Genomic DNA, 19,712 nt, shown 5'->3' on the forward strand with positions numbered 1-19,712 from the left:
AATGTCTTTTCAAAGGTTTTTGTCGTCGCTCCCTTTTTATTTCTATATATATTGTTTTTCTTTTAAATAGTTAAGAATGTGTTCAACTGATGCTTCTACGCTTTGTTGTTCTGTATTAATAGTAATTTCTGGATGATTTGGCGCTTCATAAGGTGCACTAATACCAGTAAATTCTTTAATTTCGCCTGAACGTGCTTTTTCATAAAGGCCTTTTGGGTCACGTTTCTCACACTCTTCAACACTACATTCCGTATAGACTTCGATAAATTCGCCTTCTTCCAATATGGCACGTACATCATCTCTGTCTTGTCTATAAGGCGAGATAAATGCAGTGATCTCAATTGTTCCAGCATCCACTAATAGTTTACTAATTTCGCCAATACGACGAATATTTTCCTTACGATCTTCTGGGCTAAATCCCAAATTCTTATTTAATCCATGGCGTACATTGTCGCCATCTAGACGATACGAATGTTTACCTTGTTCAAACAGAGCTTTTTCAAGAGCTACGGATACCGTCGACTTACCTGAACCAGATAAACCTGTAAACCAAATAACTACACTCTTATGACCATTCTGTTGTTGTCTATCTGCTTTCGTTACTTCAGAATCGTGCCATGTAATATGACTAGATTGACTCATCTCTTATACCCCCGACTTAATTTTGTTGTAAACCTTTGATTAACACTTCTGCTACTTCTGGTCTTGAAAATTCAGTTGGTAAAGATTCACCATTACGTAATTTTTCTCTTACTTTTGTACCACTTAAATGCACATGTTCAGATGCATCATGTGGGCAAGTTTTAGCCGTAGCCATGTTGCCACATTTTTTACAATAAAATGCATGTTCAAATTTCAAGATTTGAATATCTAATTCATCTTCAAATTGAGAAATAAGGTCTTGTGCTTCATACGTGCCATAGTAATCGCCTACGCCTGCGTGATCACGTCCGACAATAAAGTGGGTACAACCATAGTTTTTGCGGACTGTCGCATGCAGAATCGCTTCACGTGGACCGGCATAGCGCATAGCGGCAGGATAAATAACTAGGCGCGCTCTATCTTCAGGGAAATAATTATTTAGAATCGCTTGATAACTTTCCATACGTACATCGGCTGGAATATCATCAGCTTTCGTTTCACCTACTAAAGGATTAAGTAATAAGCCATCTACAATTTCTAATGCAGATTTTTGAATATATTCATGTGCACGGTGAACTGGATTACGCGTTTGGAAACCGACAACCGTCTTCCAACCAATATCATGGAATAATTGACGTGTTTCTGCCGGATCTAAATGATAATCTGTGAATTCATCATGTTTAGGACGATTAAGTAATTGGATAGGTCCTGCTAAATAAACATTGCCTTTCTCATAGACTTTCTTAACGCCTGGATGAGCTTCATCTATAGTGCCATATACATTTTTAGCTTCTTTTTCTTTGTCATACGTGTACTTTTCTTCAAGTTTTAATATGCCGTATAATTCTCCGTCTTCGCCATAAAGGGCAATGTCGTCATTAATGTCTAAGTTATCCGCTTCGTCTTCTGTGACGGGTAACGTAATAGGTATACTCCACACTAAACCATTTTCCAGATGTGTATCTTCGACAACTTTAATATAGTCGGCTTCTCCCATAAACCCAGTTAGTGGACTAAATCCACCGATACCGATTAATTCTAAATCGGAAATCGCCCATGGATTTAAAGTGAGTGACTTATAAGATTGTGCTGCTTCAATTAAGCGTTCACGTTCGGCACCTTCTACGACTCGATTAATAAGTTCCCCTCCGTGTGGTTTAATTGTGTTATGAATAATCTCTTCATGTGTTGCCATAATTTGATAACCCCTTTTCCAATTAATTTGATTTGTTTACTCGGTTTTATTTGTAAGAAAAAGATAATTTCTTGTTTCGAATGACTGTAATTATCACTAAAATCACAATTGCACAAATAATCGCAAATCTTACGATATTAGTAATGACATCGTCTTTCACAAAATAAGTCATTAAAGCATTGCTATTGGTAAAGATAATTAATCCACCTACACAAATAGCTAAAATATTTATCGGTAATACTTTCGTTAAATAGGCTGAAATAGGTGCAGCTACCATACCCCCGATGCTTAGCGCAATGACAAACCACCAATTAATTTGTGTAATACCTAAGAAGATAATAAAACTAAGTGATGTTGATAACGTAACAAAGAATTCACTGGCCGACACTGTACCAATCGCATAGCGTGGTTGAATTTTATGGCTAGCTAATAATAATGGCGTATTTACTGGGCCCCATCCTCCGCCACCAATCGCATCTAAGAAACCTGCAATCGCGCCTTGAGGTACAAGCTTAACGCCGCTAACCTTACCAATATGCGTATGAATTTCCTTTTTACGCTTGAATAAAAATTGATATAAAATATAGACGCCCATTGAGAGTAAAAACAATGCAATATACGGTTTAATATACTCGCCATGTATTTGAGTGAGTAAACCTGCGCCTATAAAACCACTAATTGCTCCTGGAATTGCCAACTTTAACATAGTAGGTTTATGTACATTTTCGAATTTCCAGTGTGATGTCCCTGACGCTGCCGTAGTAGCTATTTCTGAAAAGTGCACGGTTGCCGATACAATGGCAGGTGCAATACCATACGTCAATAATATAGATGATGATGAAGCACCGAAACCCATTCCGAGTGAACCATCAACAAGTTGGGCTAAAAATCCAGCTAATGCAAATATAAATAATTTTCTCATATATCACATGACCCCTTATCCTCAGCTTGTGATTGGAGCCATCGCATGAATTCAAGTTGTTTATCTTCATCTAAATATTCGTCAGACACAATTTGTTGTAACAGGCGTTGCTTTCTAGATGGCTCAATTGCTAATGCTTTAATATACTGTCTACTTTGATATAAAAATTCAATATACGTTTCATAGTTGTCGTCATACATGTCATTTAAGGTTGATATAATTTGGGAACCTAATTTCGGACTAGCACCATTGGTTGAGACACTGATCGTTAATCGTCCCCGTTTTAAAATACTAGGAAAAGTGACATCTCCTGCATGTGCATCTGCAGCATGGTTAAGCAATGTACCATGAGGCAAACATGCTTTGACGTAATCATTGACCTCGGGTTGATCCGTGGCAATCACTACTAAATACGCACGCTTGATATCTTGTGGTTCGAATTGCTTTTCACTCCATGTGAGACGTCCATTTTCTAGTAAATTCTGTAATTCTGTAGTGAGAGTTGGACTAACAATATGAACATGGGAACAATATTCAACTAATGTCGTTGCGCGTCGGGTAGCTACTTTTCCGCCACCAACAATGACAATCTGTTTATCATTTAAATCAATCATAAGTGGCATACTACTCATATCGTTCCTCCCTTTATGTTCTAATGTGTCAGTCTCTTACACTTTATTCACTAAGGTAGAATCTGCAACTTGTTCTTTAAACCAGCTGATCTTTTGACGCATGTGAACCACATCGCCAACAACAATCATTGCTGGGTTTTTAATTTCTGAAGCGCGTGTAACAATATTACCTAATGTGCCAACTACCGTCTTTTGCGCATCTGTTGTTCCTAGATGAACTAATGCTACGGGTGTATCAATGCCTTTACCGTGTCGCACTAATAATTCGCAAATTTCGGCTAATCGTTTAACGCCCATATAGATACATAACGTTTCTGGCCCCTGTGCTAAATGTTGCCAATATGCTTCTTTCGACATGCCTGGCTTATTTACAGCCGTTACAAACGCTACTGAAGAACTATAATCTCTATGTGTTACCGGAATACCTGCATACGCAGGGGCGGCGATGCCTGACGTGACTCCTGGCACAATTTCAAACGGGATTTGATGTTGTGCTAAGATTTCCGCTTCTTCTCCGCTTCTTCCGAAGACGAATGGGTCGCCACCTTTTAAACGAGTGACAACATGGCCTTTTTTAGCCAAACTTACCAACATTCGATTGGTTTCCTCTTGTGGCAAGGAATGCTTATTAGGATCTTTACCACAGTAGAAGAATCTTGTTGATGGTTCAGCTAGGTCTAAGATGTCTTTGTTGACCAAACGATCATATAGAATAACGTCGGCAGCTTTGATAGCTTTCAAGCCTTTAATTGTTAATAAATCAGGATCTCCAGGTCCTGCTCCTACGAGATACACTTTCCCCATCTTGTCACCCCACTTTATTGACTTCTTTTTAATGTTAACTATGGAAATCTTGACCGCCATGAACTTTAGCTACGACACCTGAACGGATAACAAAGTCACCAAAGTGTTCACCTTCAAGGCGTTCTTTACCATAATCAATTAAAATTGGTCGTAAACTTTCAAGAATTTCTTGTTCGCCAATATTTTCCTTATATAGTTTGTTTAAACGGTCGCCTTTAAAGCCACCACCTAAATACATGTTGTATTTACCAGGTGCTTTACCGATAAAGGCAATTTCAGCTAATGCTGGTCTCGCACATCCATTAGGACAACCTGTCATACGAATCGTAATATCTTCATCGTTAACACCTGCTTCATCTAATAAATCTTCAATCTTTGAAATAAGTGAAGGAAGATATCGTTCTGATTCAGCCATGGCTAGACCACATGTTGGAAATGCGACACATGCCATAGAATTTCTTCTTAAGCCGGTATAGTTCTTACCGTCTGTTAAACCGTATTGGTCGATAAGACCTTGTATTTCATCTTTCTTTTCAGGAACTACATTTGCGATAATTAAGTTTTGATTTGGAGATAATCTGAAGTCGCCCGTATGTGTTTCTGCGATTTCTCGCAATGCCGTTTTTAATTTATAATCTTCTGTATCTTTGACACGTCCATTTTGGATAAATAAAGTGTAATTCCAAATGCCTTCTTCACTTTCAATCCAGCCTAGACGATCGCCGTTATGTTCGAATTCGAAGTCTCTTGCCTCTTGAATGTCCCAACCCAATCGTGAATTGAGTTCTTCGACTACCTTTTCAACACCTAAACGATCGACCGTGTATTTGAAACGTGCATTCTTACGATTCTCACGATTGCCGTAGTCGCGTTGAATCGTTAATATCTTTTCACAAACATCTACTACTTTATCTTTAGGAATAAATCCAGCTAAGCGCCCAACTTGAGGGTAGGTATCAGTATTACCATGGGTCATACCCATACCGCCACCGATTGTTACATTGAAACCGACTAACTGGTCATCTTCAATGATGCCGATTAAACCGATATCTTGAGAGTAGACGTCAATATCGTTGGTTGGTGGCACGGCGATACCGATTTTGAACTTACGTGGTAAATATTTCTTACCGTACATTGGTTCTACTTCTTCTGAAGAATCGAGTACCTTTTCACCGTCTAGCCAAATTTCATGATATGCATGTGTTTGTGGTAGTAAATGATTACTTATTGCCGTCGCATAGTCATTAATTTCTTTATGAATACTTGATTGGTACGGGTTAGGGTTACACATTGTATTACGGTTAACGTCCCCACATGCCGCAATCGTATCAAGTACTGAGTCATTGATTTTTTTCATTGATGTTTTTAAATTTCTTTTTAAAATGCCGTGGAACTGGAAGGTCTGGCGTGTCGTTAATTTCAAAGTATGATTTGCGTATTTGTTTGAAATATCGTCCATCGCAATCCATTGTTCCGGTGTGGCTTTACCGCCTGGTAGACGGACACGAATCATAAAGCTATATGCCGGTTCAAGCTTTTGTTTACGACGTTCGTCACGTAAATCTCTATCATCTTGTTGGTAACTACCGTGGAACTTTAATAGTTTCGTGTCATCATCTGAGATGGCACCTGTCAATGGGTATGCCAATCCTTCTTCGATTGTGCCACGTAAATAGTTACTCTCATCTTTTATATATTCTAAAGCGTCAAGTTTGTGGTCTAATTCATCTGAAATTTGCTTGTTTGATTTAGCCATTAAGTACCACCCTTTCTTTAGTACACATCTCGTTGATAACGTTTATCTTTTTTCATTTGTTTTAAATAGTCTTCTGCTTCTTCTTCAGACAAGTTTTGTTCTTTCACTAAGACGTTGCGAATCGCTTGATGTACATCTTTAGCCATATGTTTCTCATCGCCACAAATATAAATTGAAGCCCCATTTTGAAGCCATTGATTAAATTCTTCACTGTGCTCTACAATGCGATGTTGTACATAAACTTTTTCATCTGTATCACGTGAGAAAGCGACATTCATTTTACCTAGGACTCCATCTTTCAACCACTCTTGCCATTCAGTTTGGTATAAGAAGTCAGTTGTGAAGTGTTGGTCTCCAAAGAATAACCATGTGTTGCCTTTAAAGCCACGTTCTTCACGTTCTTGCATATACGCTCTAAATGGTGCAACCCCTGTACCAGGACCAATCATAATCACTGGTGTGTCTCCCTCTGTAGGGAATTTAAAGTTAGGATTACGTTTTAAGTAAATCGGCACTGTATCACCTGGTTGAATACGTTCCGCAAATTGTACTGAGCAGACGCCTGAGCGATCTCGACCATGCGTGTTATATCTTACTGCTCCAACGGTGATGTGTACTTCATCCGGTAACGCTTGGTAACTACTTGAGATTGAATACTCTCTAGGTGGGAGTTTTCTAAGTAATTGATATAAGTTCTCCGGTTGTAATTCAGTTGTTGCGAAGTCATTTAATAAGTCGATGAAGTCACGACCTTCGATGTAATTTTGAACCCATTCTCTATCTTCAGTTTTTTCTGAAAGTTCATCATTGTCGAAGAATGATGCCGCATTGAGTAGTAACGGTTTAGTTAATTTTGTAATTTCAAAATGAGACGTTAGCGCTTCTTCTAATGATAGCGTGTCACCTTCATCTGAAATTGAAACTTGTTCATTTGGGTCCCAGCCAAGTGTACTGATTAATAAATCGACTAGTGCTGGATCATTTTGTGGTAAAACGACTAAACAATCGCCAACTTCATATTCTTCGCCAAAATTGTCTAATAAGAATTCAATATGACGTGTTTCTTTATTAGAGCCTTGACCGTTTAAGTTAATATTCTCTAATACTTCTGCTTCATAAGGATTCGCTTTAGAGAATTTCTTTTCTTTCGCAGATTTAATAGATTCGCTGACTACTTGTTCACTTTGTGTACCTTCTGGTTCTGTATCAATCGCATTGATGACGTTGGCCATCCACTTTTCAGCGTCTTCTTCATAATCGACGTCACAATCGACACGTTCATAAATTCTTTCGGCACCTAGTTCTCCAAGCTTTCTATCGAAGTCGCGACCAGTTTGGCAGAAGAATTCATAGGTTTGGTCACCTAACGCTAAAACAGAGAATCTGACACATTCAAGTTTCGGTGCTTTTCTACCGTGGATAAACTCGTGCAATTCAGCAGCGTTATCTGGTGGGTCACCTTCGCCTTGTGTTGACGTAATGATAAATAAGTCTTCAACGTTTTTAAGATTTTTAGCTTTAAAGTCGTCCATCGCTTTTAACGTTACTTTATGCCCAATGTTAGATAGACGTTCTTCAAAGATTTCGGCTAAGCCTTTCGCATTGCCTGTTTCAGAACCGTAAAGCAATGTGATAGCACGTTTCTCAGGTACCATAGTTGGTTCATTTTGTTGAAGCATAGCTTCAGTGCTTTCCGACAGTTCGCCTTGCCCTGGCGTACTAGTTTGCGCTTGTGATTGAGTTGAAGTTGATGCATTAGTTGAAAATTGTTGATTCGCAACTAAATAACCGCTTAGCCAAACTTTTTGTTCTGGTGTGAGTGTTTGTAGTAATTCATTAATTTGTGTGGCTTGTCCTTCTGTAAATGGGCTATTAGTGACACTTAAATTCAATCGTATCCACCTCTTATTCCGTAAAAATAATCTTCTATTATAAATAATATACTATTTTTATTATGTAAGAAATACAAGAGGGTGGGACAAAAGTGTTTAGGATACTCGTCAGATGCCGTTTATCATTTTCGCAAAGAACTAATTATTAATGTCTTAGCCACTTCCATCTATCCGACTCTCGTATTTCAGAATTTCTTTTTAAAACCTATCAGAATACTATGTTTTATAATTAAAAAATTTTACCTTATATTTTAAGGTTTATCTGCAACATGTAATCCACATTCTGTCTTTTCAAAATTAGACCAACGTCCTGCTCTAGAATCACTTGAATCAAATACAGGAGATGTACATGGAATACAACCGATGCTTGGGTAATGTTGATCGTGTAACGTATTATAAGGCAACTCGTGTTGCTTAATATAATCCCACACTTCATCCTCCGTCCAATAAATTAACGGACACACTTTAATCGATTTAAAACGCTCATCTTTATTAATAAAGTTTGTATTAGCACGTGTAGGCGACTGCGCACGACGTAATCCAGAAACCCAAGCGACTGCCCCGCCTAAGACTTCTTCTAATGGTTTAATCTTTCTAATATAACAGCATTGGTTCGGGTCATTCTTCCATAAAGCTGGATTATATTTCTCAGCTTGTTCTTCTAGCGTTAAATCTGGCTTCTTCATCTCGATGCGAAGTTGTGGATACTTTTCCTTTACTCTATCGATTAGATCATAAGTTTCTTGAAAATGTAAATCAGTATCTAGAAATACAATTTGAGCATCTGGTTTAATTTGAGAAATCAAATCAATAAGTACCATACTCTCTGCGCCAAAACTACATGAATAAACGATGGAATCACCATATGTGCTATAAGCCCAATCTAGAATTTCATAGGCCCCTTTAGTTGCGTCGTTACCTGTTATAGAATCGATGAAAGGGTCGCTCTCAAAGTTCTCATACGTAATTTTCTGTACTGACATAAACTTATGATTCCCCCTCACTGTTCACAAATTTATTAAACAAATCCTATCAGAATTGTCAGAATAATATGTTAATACTTTACCATTTTTAAATGGAAAGTCAAGGCGTTTTGACAAAGTTCCTTATTTAATGTGAAGGTTTAACTAAATGACCTCGAAGTAATTTTATAGTTTATAGAAAAAACCTATACTAGCATTAAGTACAGGTTCATGTAATCAAATTTATTATTTTGTATTCCAACATAATTATAAGGAGGAAACTTAATGAAAGATAATCGTAAAAAATTAAATCGTTTTGAGATGATTTTATTACTAATCGTCATCATCATTATGATTATTAATATTTTGATAATGTTTAAAGTCATTAATGTTTCTATAGCTTTTTCTCAAATATTATTAGCAGTTTCTATCTTAATAATGTTATTTTTCACTAGAAAAAAATAAAACTCAACTCGAATTCCGACTATCATACTACTTAACTAAAGAAAACTAACATCTAGTCAGGCGTTTACCTTAGATGTTAGTTTTTTCTCAATCTTCATCACGGTTATGGTAACGCATTTGTTGACGATAACCATACGTGCTTTCTTTAATGAGTTGATCATTTAATAGACCTGCACCAATGGCACCAGCTACGGTTGAAATCGATGCTGCAAACCATGGGATACTTAAATATAAATCAAAGCCGGCTGCTCTTTTCAATCCTACCTGTTGTCCTAAAAAGTCTGGCGGTAACAACACAAGTTCCGCAATTAAGAACAACGTGTAGAGAATAATATAATAGATAATAATGGCAACAAATAAGGTCATCACTGTGGTTAAATTGTATAACCATGTGAGTCGTTTATTATTACTTTTTTTAGTGGATTCCCATAATTCATGAGATAGCATGACCCATATCAACATACCGATAACGGCAATCACTGAAATACCGAATAGACGCCACATTGAGAATTCCATACTCATCTGCCACATTGTAGTGAAAATAAGACCAAATGCGCCAGTGGTAAAAGCGATAGCGACAATATTACTTAAACTCGCCATCATATTTAATGGATTATTCGCAAAGGTCATCCCACTGACTAAACGGATCATGCCTGCAGAACGTGAATTGGATAAGTAACGCAAATGATAGTTTTCCGTTTCATCTAAATACACTTCTGTTTTATCAATTTTTGATAATGGAAATTGTTTATTAATCGCATATTTGGCGTCATCATCTTCATCATACTCTTCATGACGTTCTTCAGAGTGATGTACCTCATTAATAATGGCTACGATTGATCGTTTAAAACGATTTTTAACAGGACGCCAACCAAACGCTGGGTATGAGAAGATAGCCGCACCATTTTTCTTATTAATATCTAATGCTAATACACGATGGTTATGAAACATCGGTAAGTCTGTGACTGCCACCACATAATCCCATTGTCTTTTATCGTGATAATCTTGTATTTTCTTAAAGATTTTCTCTACAGATTCGGCATAACCAGTAAGAGGATCAACCACGAGGTCGACTTTCCAGTCATGTTGGTTATTATTCTGTTTAGATAAGATATTAGGGATATCGTCCACTAAACTCTCGGCTAATTTTTCAGTCACGCCAGGCGCTACTACTAAGCCAATGGTCTTTTCTTCACTCATGATTCATCCTCCTCTCTATGGTCTTGTTTTTTACCTTCATATTGTTCTTCATCTTTTACTTGCTTATTAGAAGCCGTTTGTGCCACTTCTTGTTGTGTTTCATCTTGTGATTTTGATTGACGTTCTTCTTTTTCCGCTTCTTTATAACGGTGATATTGACGATAGGAATACGTAATCTTGCGTATCTTCTCCTCGTTCTCAACTGTAGACCCCATCGCGCCGGCTAATAAGCCTAATGAAGCTACAAACCATAATAATTTTACATAATTTAGAAAAGTGAAATCTGGGTTCGCACTCGTCCAACTATTGAATAAACTCACAGGTACAAATAATGAAATACTGATTGCTAACAAGATATAAAGAATCACATAGTTCATTACCGTAATAATGATTAAAGTGAGCACGGTTGTAGAATTATAAATATAACGGTAGACACGTTGTGATTTAGCAGTCTTCCGTTCACCTAATTGATGCGCATAAAACAACCATGCAGCCATACCTATAATTGCCGTAAGCATTAGAATGATAAATCGAAGCGGTGAATATTGCACACTTAATTCCCAAGGCATCGAGAAGATGGACACATATGTCCCAGTCGCAAAAGCAACGGAGATAATCTTTTTAAAGTTGAAGATGGTCTTCCATGGTTCATTAGAGCGGGTTAATCCTAAAATGAGTTGCAACCATCCTAAAATTAAAAAACGATTAATGTAACGTCGCTTCGAACTCTCGTCTTCTCTTGGGTCGACAGCCTCTGGACGAATTAGCGGATGTACTTTCGGTCTCTCTTTCGTATTGTCACTATAAAGTTGTTCGACTAGAGTGGCTATGCTATTCACTAATTTACGTTCTAAATCTATCCACCCTAGTGACGGTAATGAAAGCATAGACACTTGACTCTCACTAGTGTAGTCACTAATCACTACTTTATTATTAGAGATACTTGGTAAGTCAGTAATACTAATGACAAAATCCCAACCGTAACGTTCTTTCATGTCGGTAGCTTTATCGATACTTTCGTACACATCTTCCGCCGAACCGATTAACAAGTCTACTTTGCTTTCAAAGTTCCATTGTTGATTGTCATCGATACGCTCGTGTAAGAGCTTTTGAACTTTAGGTACTGCTTTATCTACTAGTTTATGCGCCACGCCAGGTGACGGTATTAGTCCAATGGTATACGCCATCATATCCCTCCTTTCTTGTTTTACTATTTATTTTGATTAAGTTAAGAACTGCATTTTCAAAAAGTATAAACTATACGAACATATCAAATCATTGAATAAGCGTAAGCTCTATCTTATATAATTGCAAATACTTTTTATTATCAAATTAGTTAATATAATTATATTAATTGAAATCGTCTTAACTTTTGGCACACTTAACTAAATAGCCTTGACTTATTAAATTAAAACTTATAAATTGTAACTATAGTATAAATATATGCACTAGGGGTGTTTTTTAACTGAGATAGAGTAAAGCTCTAAACCCTTTGAACCTGAACTAGATCGTACTAGCGTAGGAAAGTGTGGGATAAATTTTAGATAAATATTGAGATGTGACAAATTTGTCAACTCTTTATATAGACGTATAACATCTACTATTTACGCAACTTTCCTCTAGTGAAGGTTGCGTATTTTTTTACTGTAAATGAGATGTACGGAGGTACGGTATACATGGCTAGAACAGTATTAGTAACAGGAAGTAGTCGCGGTTTAGGAGCGACCATTGTTAAAACATTGGCTGAGCAAGGCTTCCAAGTCGTGATTAATTACAACAATAGTAAGGAGGCGGCTGAACGGATTGCTTCTGAGATTGGTGAAAAGGCTATTGCTATTCAAGCTGACGTGACACAACGTGAAGACGTGGAACGTTTAGTTAAAGAAGCGACAGACCACTTTGGCCAAATTGATGTCGTTGTAAATAATGCGTTAGTTAATTTCAAGTTTGATCCGGTTGCACAAAAAGCGTTTAAAGATCTTACTTGGGAAGATTATCAACAACAAATTGACGGCACTTTGAAAGCTGCGTTTAATGTCACGCAAAGTGTGATACCTCAATTTATCGAACGCGGTGCTGGTAGTGTCATTAGTATTGGTACTAATTTATATCAAAACCCTGTCGTACCTTATCATGAATATACGACGGCTAAGGCTGGATTAATTGGTTTCACACGTAATGTAGCAGCCGAATTAGGACAATACGGTATCACTGCTAATCTCGTGTCTGGTGGCTTATTAAAGACCACAGATGCGAGTGCAGTCACGACGCCGGAAGTATTTGATTTAATCGCACAAACTACACCACTACGCAAAGTAACGACACCTCAAGACTTAGCTAACTTAATCGCATACTTAAGCACAGAAGCAGCTAGTGGTATTACTGGTCAAAATATAACAGTTGATGGCGGTTTAACGATGAATTAATCCACCAATGAACGACGACTGATTTCAAATTGGAGTGTTTATGTAGCTATGCCTAAAGATAATCATCATTTACACATAGGTATTTTGATTTATGGTTGTGGTCATCACCAGGCCGCTTGGCAACACCCTGATTCGAGTATTGAGCGCGTTGGAGATGTTACCTATTATCAACATCTTGCTCAACTATCAGAGAAAGGCTTATTTGATGTCGTGTTCTTCGCCGATAACCAATCATTTAATCCTGGCTTTACTACTATGCCAAGCTTTTGGTTTGATCCACTGATTAACTTAACAGCAATTTCGCAAGTAACACAACATGTTGGCTTAGTACCCACCATTTCGAGCACATTTTCAAATCCATTTACGGTTGCTCGCCAACTCTTAAGTCTCGACCATATTACTGGAGGTCGTGTCGGTTGGAATCTGGTAACCTCTATGACCGATTTAGAAGCTCAGAACCATAGCATGCCTGCTTTACCCGACCATTCTATCCGTTATGAAAAGGCTGACGAATTCGCTCACGTCATGAACGGTTTGTTTGAATCTTGGTCTACGGATGATTTTCAACCTAATCGTGAACAAGGTACATTGATAGATAATTCAAATATTCAACCGCTTCAACATAAAGGCAAATATTTCCAAGTGCGTGGACCGTTAACGACCCCACAAAGTCCACAAGGTAAACCCGTTGCAATGCAAGCAGGTGCTTCAAAGCAAGGCATCGCTTTAGCAACGAAATATGCCGATGCTGTTTATTCAGTATCTTGGAATATTAAACAAGCACGCCGTTACCGTGAACGCCTAGATGCTGAAATGGCTAAGACCACTGTAAATCCTAGATATATTAAAGTATTTCCCGGGTTAGTGACTTATGTCGGTCGGGCACATGAAGAAGCTTTAGAAAAGAAAGCAGAACTCGATGGATTATTGTCTGTTGAAACGGCTTTAAAACAACTTAGCTTCTTTGTCCAACAGGATTGTAGTCAGTGGGAACTCGATGAACCTGTTCCCGACTTACCACCAGTTGAAGAATTTAGTGGGCCTGTTGGTCGCTATGAAACAATACTTGAAATGATTAATGACACACAGCCTACCGTACGTGAATTATTGGGCTATTTAAATGCTGGCGGTGGCCATTTAACCCTTATTGGTACGCCAGAAGAGATTGTTGACGAAATGGAGTATTGGTTCAATGAAGGTGTGGCAGATGGTTTCAATTTAATGCCACCTTCACTTCCCCATAGTTTAGAAGACTTTGTAGAACTGATTGTGCCTGAATTACAACGTCGCGGTTTGTATCGTACAGAGTATTCAGGTCATACCCTGAGAGAACACTTGGGGTTAGATTAATTAAACAAATTATAGATATTCACTATTATCCAAATAGACATTCATTTATCCAATTCATTTATCCATATCCATATAATAGAAATTAACGTAAAGGCGAAGATGCTAACTTAGGAGCACCTTCGCCTTATTTATAAATAAGGCGAGTATCTCCCTTTGTAATTATTTTTTTAGCAAGAACTATGATAAAAAATATTAGCAATACAAAGTATTTTATCTAATGAACTTTATGTATAAGATAACTTGAGAATTTTTATTACTTTAAAAATGATAACGTTAAATTATTTGTATATACGTAGTATTGTGAGCGAGACTTCTGAGGGAGCAGTGCCAGTAGAAGACCGGGGCCCCAAATTAAAATTTGGGGTAGGCTGAGACGGCACCCTAGAAAAGCGAGCTAAACAATACGGAGTATTGGTATATACTAATATAAATAAAAAAAGTGGGCGAGTTATCGTCCCACTTTTAATATATCAATGACTAGTATTTATAAGGGTCATTGTCTTTTTTATCTTTTAATTTTTGAGTTTCATCTTGTAAGAAGTTGTTGTCACGGTGACGGTCTTGACGTTCATTAGTATTATCAAATTCATGATTGTCATCATTATATCTATCGCTACGACGGAAATGATTATCTTCATCATAACCTTGAGAACGATCAGCATCATTATAATGACGTTCTTCATTATTTGCTAAATCTCTACCTAATTCATTGTTATCACGGTGATCATGTTCGTCACTTACATCATGGCGATCTTTTTCAGATGTCCAATCTGCATTGTTCTTACGTTGGAAGTCATCATCATTAGAACGATGTAAGTCATCACGATGATTTGAATCACGATAGCCATTATTAATATCTTCACGTTCAGCGTGACGGTCATGATTATCTACATTAAGACGGTCGTCTTGATGGCGATCATCATATCTATCATTATAGTCATGGCCATCGTTATTATGACGGCGATTGTCATGGTCATTGTCATAACGATCGTTATAGTCGTTATTGCGACGATCATCGAAGTTATTGTCATGACGGTCGTCATAAGCACGGTTATGATTGTCATAATCGCGATCATTATGATTACGGTTATGGTCATCATATTTATTGTCATTTGCGTAATAGTGGTTATCGTAAGTATCTTTTTTCTTACCTTTTCTTACTAGTAACATGATACCTGCAATAATCCATAAAACAACACTAATCCAGTTTGATGCTAGAGTGATAAAGCCTGCAATAAGGATTAAAATACCTGCAATTTTTGGTGCTTTACTGATTAAAAGACCACCGATAATTGCTAAAATTAATGGAATAATCGCACCCCATGTGAAGAAGTTGATTACACCACTTAATGCGTCAAAACCTTGGTTAATATCAGTTGTAGATATTTGTTCACCTTGTTTTTGAGCTTCTCTAACCATTTGATCTCTAAAGCTGTCATTGCCTAAAAATGGTTTAGCAAGTAAAAATAGTATAGCAACTAATGCTTGTAGTACAACGCCAACCCATGTAAGAATATGTTCGATTGTGCGTTTAACTTTACGTTGATGTGTATTTCCTGATGCTGTGTACTCATTTGAGTAATTAGCCATATTTACGCCTCCTTTTTTTATTTCATACCCTACCGCTTACTAGGTTACACTTATTTTTAAAAAGTATAACTAATTTTTTATAAAAAATTTAAGAATAACTATTCACAATAAAATAATATATACGAGATGTAATCCAATACATTATGGCATAAATAATGATGACAGCGACGATCACCCCAATATAACTTGTCGCAAAAATCCCTACATTATTAATACTAAGAATGCCTAATGTATTAAAAATCATTTTTGAGGCAAAGACGACATGAATCGTTGCTACAATAATAGGTAAGATAAAAATCCACATGATTTGGTTATTAATCGTTGCTTTGATTCTCTCTTCTTCAATACCTACCTTCTGCATAATTTGATAATTTCGTCGGTCTTCGTAACCTTCCGCAATATTTTTATAGTACATCATTAAAAATGTACCCAGTAATAAAATGATAGATACCACGACACCAATAAATATTAAACAACCATTTAACTCATAAAGTGATGCGCCTGTTCCTTTTTTACTTTCAATTTGTGCTATATATTTTTTACTGAGTTGACCACTCACTTTATCGAAATGCGATGTATCTTTCGTCATAATATTAAAATGAATAAATGAACTTGTTATATCACTTACATCTTTATTATCGTTTTTATCTTTATTCATATAGTAGTTTGTAATATGTTGATAACTGGTACTATCTGGTGTCACAATCGTTAAGGACCCAGGCACAGGTAATGAATAATTATGGCCATTCAGTTGTTTGGCAGTGAACGTTTCATTCATTAGCTTCACATTATTCAACTTTTTAAATAATAAACTATCACTACTTAATCCCATCTCATTAGGCTTCAAGTGAACTTTCTCAGTATTCAGCTCATTGTAATCATGTTGCGTCATAATAATAAGAAAGGCACTTTTTAACCCCATAGAATAAAATTTATTCTCTCGTGGAAGCAATACGCCATTCGCCCTATAATCTGCCGCTATCATGCTCACCGTATTGGTTCTGAAGAAGTCTACCTTAGCATGTTTTCTAATATCCTGTTCAATATGCTTCGCCTTCTTTTGAACCTCTTTATCATTATGAATATTACCATTTAACGTCACTCTATATTGCGTCGCCATTAGTGTATCTAAACGTTGTTCTATCCCTCTATACGTCGAGACACTCATCCCTAACGTGACAATTAAAAAGGTACATAACATCGTGATACTCGCTAGACCTACCGCATTAGAATTCATTCTTGAACGTAATCCCGAGATTGTGAAAAAGTATTTCGGATTATAGTAAATTCTTGGTAACCGTTGGAGCCAATCAAGAAGTAGAATGCCTAACGACATAAATAAACAGTACGTTCCTATCATGACGAGTAAAATAGCACCAAATAAATTATAAAGTGACCGAATAATCAGTTGATCACTTAAAGCAATATGATAGCTTCCAATTAACGCGCTTAAACCAATAATAAATAATAGGTACAGTACAGGTGTCGGTAACCTTTTTTCTGTCTTTTGTCGTTGGGTAATTAATTTAATCGGACTTTGAAATAGAATCTTGATATTGTTAAGGCTAAATAGGAATAACATGACAAACGCGAGCATCAATAACGTATAGACCATCGCCTTAAGATTAAAAGGATAATCCATAAGTGACATGCCTGTTTGTTGCATTAATTTATTTAATAGCATAAAAATAAGGGCACCAAATAAGTAGCCACCCGTGATACTTAACACGGCAATGATAATATATTGATACACCATTTCTATAAACATAACGATGCGGAAGTGCTTCTTTTCCATACCTAAAATCATATTCATAGCAAGCTCTTGTTGACGCCGTTTCATCATGAAGCGGTTCGCATATAAAATAAAGATAAAACCTAGCATACACATGAAGATATTACCTATTGCGACAAACCCTGGTAATAATTGGCTACGTTCACGCACATACTCATTCATATTGAGCGATAATAGGATAAACTCCGTCCCGAACATCATGCTTAACGCTAGGATGAAAGGCAGAATAACATGGCGTTGCATTTTGAAGTTTTGTAGAATCATCTTCCCTAACATGCGTAACGTCATCTTAGTTCCCTCTTTCATTCAAGATAGCTAAACTGTCGGCAATTCGCTTTTGGAAATCTTGTCGTGCCTCTTCTCCACGATAAATTTCATGATACAACCGACCATCTTTAATAAATAACACCCGCTTCGCATAAGAAGCATCTACTGTTGAATGTGTCACCATTAGAATTGTTTGGTTATTCCTATTAAGTTCTCGGAAAAGGGTCATAATATTCTTCGACGTCTTAGAATCAAGCGCACCAGTCGGCTCATCAGCAAGGAGAATATCTGGTTCATTAATCAGCGCCCGACCAATAGCAATTCGTTGTTGTTCCCCACCAGAAATTTGGTAAGGATACTTATGTAATAAATCCTGAATATGAAGTTCCTCACTCAGTTTCGCTATACGCGCTTCCATCACCTTATGTGAACGATTGGCTAAGACAAGCGGCATCAACATATTGTCTTTATTCGTCATTGTAGGTAAGACATTGAAATCCTGAAAGACAAAGCCTAGATTATCACGTCGGAAATGAGCCACTTGCTTATTACGTAAATCACGCACATCTTGTTGATTAATAATAATCCTGCCCTCTGTCGCTTTATCAAATGTAGCAATTAAGTTAAGTAAGGTAGACTTCCCCGAACCCGACTCGCCCATGATAGCTACAAATTCGCCTTTATGTATGTTAAATGAGATACCATTTAGCGCAGTCGTCGCATTTAATCTTCTGCCAAAGACCTTTTTCACATTTTTCACGTCTAACAACATCACTTTGTTTCTCCTCTTCTTTGAAAATGAACTTCACCATTCGACTCTACTGTTAAGTGTTAATTCTATAATAAAACAAAAAAGCGCCAACAACATTGATATTTTCTTACAAATGTTGTTGGCTAACTTACAATATTGAAAGTTTATGTTGTTTGTGGAAAATGAACGCAAAAGCGCGTACCTTTACCTAGTTCGGATTGTACGTCTACTTTATGATGTAAATGACGGGAAATATGTTTCACGATAAAGAGACCAATACCACTGGATTTATCATTCAAACGACCATTGTACCCTGAATAGCCTTTATCAAAGATTTTAGGAAGGTCGGCTTGACTGATACCTACACCGTTATCACGAATCGATAAGATGTTAGTGTCACTATCAAAGGTAATCCAAATATCTTTGCCTCGCGCATATTTCAACGCATTATTGAGAAGCTGTTCAATCATAATCGAACACCATTGCACGTCTGTAAGAACTTCCGCTTCATAACGGTCATAATGGATTTTAGTTTTTTGGTCGATAAATTGAATCGAATATTTCATAATTAACGGACGGATAAGTTCATTAATCGTTACTTTTGAAAAGGACATATCCGTTTCTTGATTCATCAATTTTAAATAACTTAGGGCTAAACTCGTATAATTATCAATTTGGATAATCTCTTGCCGTACCCGGTTCACAACATTATCTTCATTGCGCTCTAACAATAGCTTCGAAGCGGTAATCGGTGTCTTAATTTGATGTACCCATGTTAAGAAATAATTCTCTACATTAGCTTGATAATCAGTTTGCGCACTTTTCACACGTTGTAACTCTTGTTCTAGTTCGAGCTTCGTTTCTTTTAAATTCTCTTGTTCCTTAAAACCACTTAATTTTACAAGCCAGTAAATGACCATGACAAATACAATAATCGAAGTGCCTAAGAAAAACGCGCCAAACGGTAAATCAAATAAGAAAAATATAAGGCCAAATAGCAATAAAGTGATAGCGACAATACTCAATTCATTAATAATTGATTTAATAAATGCTCTTAACATCACGC

General features: G+C 36.9%; 17 protein-coding genes and 1 riboswitch. Of the genes, 3 read left to right on the forward strand and 14 right to left on the reverse strand.

The genetic code is table 11. The features are described 5' to 3' along the window. Positions 1 to 42: 42 nt before the first annotated feature. From cysC to FH144_RS00585, 8 genes are all read right to left on the reverse strand, one after another. A complete protein-coding gene (cysC, locus tag FH144_RS00550; protein ID WP_242313198.1) occupies positions 43 to 642 on the reverse strand; it encodes an adenylyl-sulfate kinase in 600 nt (199 codons plus the stop codon). Positions 643 to 658: 16 nt separating this feature from the next. Then, entirely contained in the window at positions 659 to 1,837 is a 1,179-nt protein-coding gene (sat, locus tag FH144_RS00555) for a sulfate adenylyltransferase (protein WP_242313200.1), read from the reverse strand. Positions 1,838 to 1,883: 46 nt separating this feature from the next. Then, the gene (locus tag FH144_RS00560; protein WP_242313203.1) at positions 1,884 to 2,759 is read right to left on the reverse strand and encodes a sulfite exporter TauE/SafE family protein; all 876 of its coding nucleotides are present in this window, start codon (positions 2,757 to 2,759) and stop codon (positions 1,884 to 1,886) included. Beyond that, positions 2,756 to 3,391, reverse strand: a complete 636-nt coding sequence (locus FH144_RS00565; protein ID WP_242313205.1) for an NAD(P)-binding protein — start codon at positions 3,389 to 3,391, stop codon at positions 2,756 to 2,758. Before FH144_RS00565 ends, FH144_RS00560 begins: the two co-directional genes overlap by 4 nt. 36 nt (positions 3,392 to 3,427) lie before the next feature. Then, a complete protein-coding gene (cobA, locus tag FH144_RS00570) occupies positions 3,428 to 4,195 on the reverse strand; it encodes a uroporphyrinogen-III C-methyltransferase (RefSeq protein WP_242313207.1) in 768 nt (255 codons plus the stop codon). Between the two features lie 34 nt (positions 4,196 to 4,229). Next, complete coding sequence (cysI, locus tag FH144_RS00575; protein WP_242313209.1) at positions 4,230 to 5,951, reverse strand: assimilatory sulfite reductase (NADPH) hemoprotein subunit; 1,722 nt, start codon at positions 5,949 to 5,951, stop codon at positions 4,230 to 4,232. Positions 5,952 to 5,968: 17 nt separating this feature from the next. Continuing rightward, on the reverse strand, positions 5,969 to 7,843 hold the full coding sequence (locus tag FH144_RS00580; RefSeq protein WP_242313211.1) for an assimilatory sulfite reductase (NADPH) flavoprotein subunit: 1,875 nt from the start codon (positions 7,841 to 7,843) through the stop codon (positions 5,969 to 5,971). A gap of 251 nt (positions 7,844 to 8,094) precedes the next feature. Further along, complete coding sequence (locus tag FH144_RS00585) at positions 8,095 to 8,826, reverse strand: phosphoadenylyl-sulfate reductase (RefSeq protein WP_107507019.1); 732 nt, start codon at positions 8,824 to 8,826, stop codon at positions 8,095 to 8,097. A 264-nt stretch (positions 8,827 to 9,090) separates the two neighbouring features. Between FH144_RS00585 and FH144_RS00590 the strand changes: the two genes are divergently transcribed. Next, complete coding sequence (locus FH144_RS00590; RefSeq protein ID WP_198611841.1) at positions 9,091 to 9,270, forward strand: hypothetical protein; 180 nt, start codon at positions 9,091 to 9,093, stop codon at positions 9,268 to 9,270. Between the two features lie 87 nt (positions 9,271 to 9,357). Here the strand turns inward: FH144_RS00590 and FH144_RS00595 are convergent, their stop codons facing one another. Both FH144_RS00595 and FH144_RS00600 read right to left on the reverse strand, forming a co-directional pair. Further along, positions 9,358 to 10,470 carry a 5,10-methylene-tetrahydrofolate dehydrogenase gene (locus tag FH144_RS00595; RefSeq protein WP_242313213.1) on the reverse strand — a complete coding sequence of 371 codons (1,113 nt, stop codon included), beginning with the start codon at positions 10,468 to 10,470 and terminating at the stop codon, positions 9,358 to 9,360. After that, entirely contained in the window at positions 10,467 to 11,657 is a 1,191-nt protein-coding gene (locus FH144_RS00600; RefSeq protein ID WP_242313215.1) for a 5,10-methylene-tetrahydrofolate dehydrogenase, read from the reverse strand. The genes FH144_RS00595 and FH144_RS00600 overlap by 4 nt, the downstream gene beginning before the upstream one ends. Positions 11,658 to 11,910: 253 nt before the next feature. Further along, positions 11,911 to 12,012: riboswitch (TPP riboswitch) on the forward strand. A gap of 134 nt (positions 12,013 to 12,146) precedes the next feature. Between FH144_RS00600 and FH144_RS00605 the strand changes: the two genes are divergently transcribed. Next, positions 12,147 to 12,896 (forward strand): 3-oxoacyl-ACP reductase, encoded by a 750-nt coding sequence (locus tag FH144_RS00605; RefSeq protein ID WP_242313217.1) that lies wholly within the window; start codon positions 12,147 to 12,149, stop codon positions 12,894 to 12,896. Positions 12,897 to 12,944: 48 nt separating this feature from the next. Next, on the forward strand, positions 12,945 to 14,246 hold the full coding sequence (locus FH144_RS00610; RefSeq protein ID WP_242313220.1) for an LLM class flavin-dependent oxidoreductase: 1,302 nt from the start codon (positions 12,945 to 12,947) through the stop codon (positions 14,244 to 14,246). 477 nt (positions 14,247 to 14,723) lie between these two features. Here the strand turns inward: FH144_RS00610 and FH144_RS00615 are convergent, their stop codons facing one another. The 4 genes from FH144_RS00615 to FH144_RS00630 form a co-directional block, all read right to left on the reverse strand. Next, positions 14,724 to 15,836: a DUF4064 domain-containing protein gene (locus tag FH144_RS00615; protein ID WP_242313222.1), complete on the reverse strand. Its 1,113-nt coding sequence runs from the start codon at positions 15,834 to 15,836 to the stop codon at positions 14,724 to 14,726. 88 nt (positions 15,837 to 15,924) lie between these two features. Beyond that, a complete protein-coding gene (locus tag FH144_RS00620) occupies positions 15,925 to 17,916 on the reverse strand; it encodes an FtsX-like permease family protein (protein ID WP_242313224.1) in 1,992 nt (663 codons plus the stop codon). A 1-nt stretch (position 17,917) separates the two neighbouring features. Then, positions 17,918 to 18,667 (reverse strand): ABC transporter ATP-binding protein, encoded by a 750-nt coding sequence (locus FH144_RS00625; protein WP_242313226.1) that lies wholly within the window; start codon positions 18,665 to 18,667, stop codon positions 17,918 to 17,920. A gap of 143 nt (positions 18,668 to 18,810) precedes the next feature. Further along, entirely contained in the window at positions 18,811 to 19,707 is an 897-nt protein-coding gene (locus tag FH144_RS00630) for a sensor histidine kinase (RefSeq protein WP_242313227.1), read from the reverse strand. Between the last annotated feature and the right edge of the window lie 5 nt (positions 19,708 to 19,712).

The organism is Staphylococcus sp. acrmy (assembly GCF_022690565.1).
GTDB classification, from domain to species: domain Bacteria; phylum Bacillota; class Bacilli; order Staphylococcales; family Staphylococcaceae; genus Staphylococcus; species Staphylococcus caledonicus.